This is a genomic window from Phenylobacterium sp. (assembly GCF_030697925.1).
In the GTDB taxonomy this organism is placed as follows: Bacteria; Pseudomonadota; Alphaproteobacteria; order Caulobacterales; family Caulobacteraceae; genus Phenylobacterium.
Map to the genome: position 1 here is coordinate 1 of NZ_JAUYOJ010000085.1, position 2,237 is coordinate 2,237.

Here is a 2,237-nt window from a genome sequence, read left to right on the forward strand (position 1 = left end):
CGCCTCCAGGGGCTATATCGACGACGTCATCATGCCCCACGCCACGCGCCGCCGCATCGCCCGCGCGCTCACCAACCTGCGCGGCAAGCAGCTCTCCAATCCCTGGAAAAAACACGACAATATCCCGCTGTAGGATCCGCGATGTCCGCTTCCCCCGAGTTCTCGCTCACCCAACTCAGCCGCACCTATGGCGTGACCCCGCGCGCCATCCGCCACTATGACGACGTCGGTCTGATCAAGCCGCACCGCAACCGCGCCAACCGCCGGCGGCTGGACCTGGCCGAGCGCGACCGGCTGCTGTTCATCCTTCGCCTGCGCGAGGCCGGCCTGGGGCTGGGCGAGATTAGCCGCATCGTCGCGGTCGGCCGCCGGCACGGCCCGTCGGAACAGCTCGCGCGGGCCTGCGATGCGCTCAGCGACCGGATCGTCGATCTGGAGTGCGCCCTTCCCCCCAAGCCCGCCTCGGTGGAGGCCGCCGTCAGCGTGCTGAAGGCCCTGGAAACCGAGATGGCGGCCTAGCCGATGTTCAAGAAAATCCTCATCGCCAACCGTGGCGAGATCGCGGTCCGGATCATTGGCACGTGCCGTCGTCTGGGGATCGCCACGGTGGTGGTCTATTCGGAGGCCGATGCGGATTCGATGGCGGTGGAGCTGGCCGACGAGGCGGTGTTCATCGGCGGCGCGGCGGCGAGCGAGAGCTATCTGTCAGCCGACAAGATCGTGGCGGCCTGCCGCTCGACCGGGGCGGAGGCGGTGCATCCGGGCTTCGGGTTTCTGTCGGAGAACGCCGGCTTCGCCAAGCGGTTGGCCGACGAGGGGATCGTGTTCATCGGCCCCAACCCCCACGCCATCGAGGCGATGGGCGACAAGATCGAGAGCAAGACCTTCGCGCTGAAGGCCGGCATCTCGGTGGTGCCGGGCCATGTGGGCGAGATCGAGGATGCGGCCCATGCGGTGACGATCGCCGAGCAGATCGGCTATCCGGTGATGATCAAGGCCTCGGCCGGGGGCGGGGGCAAGGGCATCCGGGTGGCCTGGAGCCGCCAGGACGTCGAGGAGGGCTTCCCGGCGGTGCGCTCGGAAGCCAAGGCGTCGTTCGGCGACGACCGGATCTTCATCGAGAAGTTCATCGAGAGCCCGCGGCACATCGAGATCCAGGTGCTGGGCGACAAGCACGGCAATGTCGTCCACCTGTTCGAGCGTGAGTGCTCGATCCAGCGGCGCAACCAGAAGGTCATCGAGGAGGCCCCGAGCCCGCTGCTGGACGAGGAAACCCGCAACGCCATGGGGGCCCAGGCCGTGGCCCTGGCCAAGGCGGTGAACTACGACAGCGCCGGCACGGTGGAGTTCGTGGCCGGCCAGGACAAGAGCTTCTACTTCCTGGAGATGAACACCCGCCTGCAGGTGGAGCATCCGGTCACCGAGCTGATCACCGGCCTGGACCTGGTCGAGCAGATGATCCGCAGCGCCTATGGCGAAAAGCTCGCCTTCCAGCAGGCGGACCTGGCCATCAACGGCTGGGCGATCGAGAGCCGGATCTATGCCGAGGACCCCTATCGCGGCTTCCTGCCCTCGATCGGCCGGCTGGTCCGCTACTCACCCCCCCAAGAGGGCCAGCTCGGCGACATCGTGGTGCGCAATGACGCCGGCGTGCGCGAAGGCGACGAGATCTCGATGTTCTACGACCCGATGATCTCCAAGCTGTCGACCTGGGCGCCGACCCGACTGGCCGCCATCGACGCCATGGGCCGGGCGCTGGAGGACTTCCACATCGAGGGCCTCTCGCAGAACATCCCGTTCCTCGCCGCGGTGATGGACCAGGACCGCTTCCGCTCGGGCCAGCTCTCCACCAACTACATCAAGGACGAGTTTCCAACCGGCTTCCACGGCACGGCCCCCACCGAGTTCCAGCGCGACCTGATGGCCGCCGTCGCCTGCGCCATGCACACCAAGCTCACCGCCCGCTCAGCCCCGCAGCTGGTGCGCGACGAGTGGGTGGTGATCGAGAACGGCGAGCGCCGCCTGGTGCGGCTGGCCAATGGCGGCGACGCCTTCCGGGTCGAGTTTCTCGGAGAGGACAGGAAACTCAGCCTCACCGAGATCGCCTGGACCCCCGGCCAGCCCTGCTTCCGCGCCTGCCTGGGCCAGACCCGCTTCACCGCCCAGGTCAAGCCCGCCGCCGAGGGCTTCGTGATCCGCCACCGCGGGACCCAGGGCCATGTCCTGGTGCTCACCCC

General features: G+C 68.0%; 3 protein-coding genes. All 3 read left to right on the top strand.

Features of this window, described 5'->3' with window-relative positions:
• The coding region (locus Q8Q88_RS08115; RefSeq protein WP_305674694.1) for a hypothetical protein at positions 1-133 on the top strand (133 nt) is incomplete at its 5' end.
• Between the two features lie 8 nt (positions 134-141).
• Positions 142-519, top strand: a complete 378-nt coding sequence (locus tag Q8Q88_RS08120; protein ID WP_305674692.1) for a MerR family transcriptional regulator — start codon at positions 142-144, stop codon at positions 517-519.
• Positions 520-522: 3 nt separating this feature from the next.
• The coding region (locus Q8Q88_RS08125; RefSeq protein ID WP_305674693.1) for an acetyl/propionyl/methylcrotonyl-CoA carboxylase subunit alpha at positions 523-2,237 on the top strand (1,715 nt) is incomplete at its 3' end.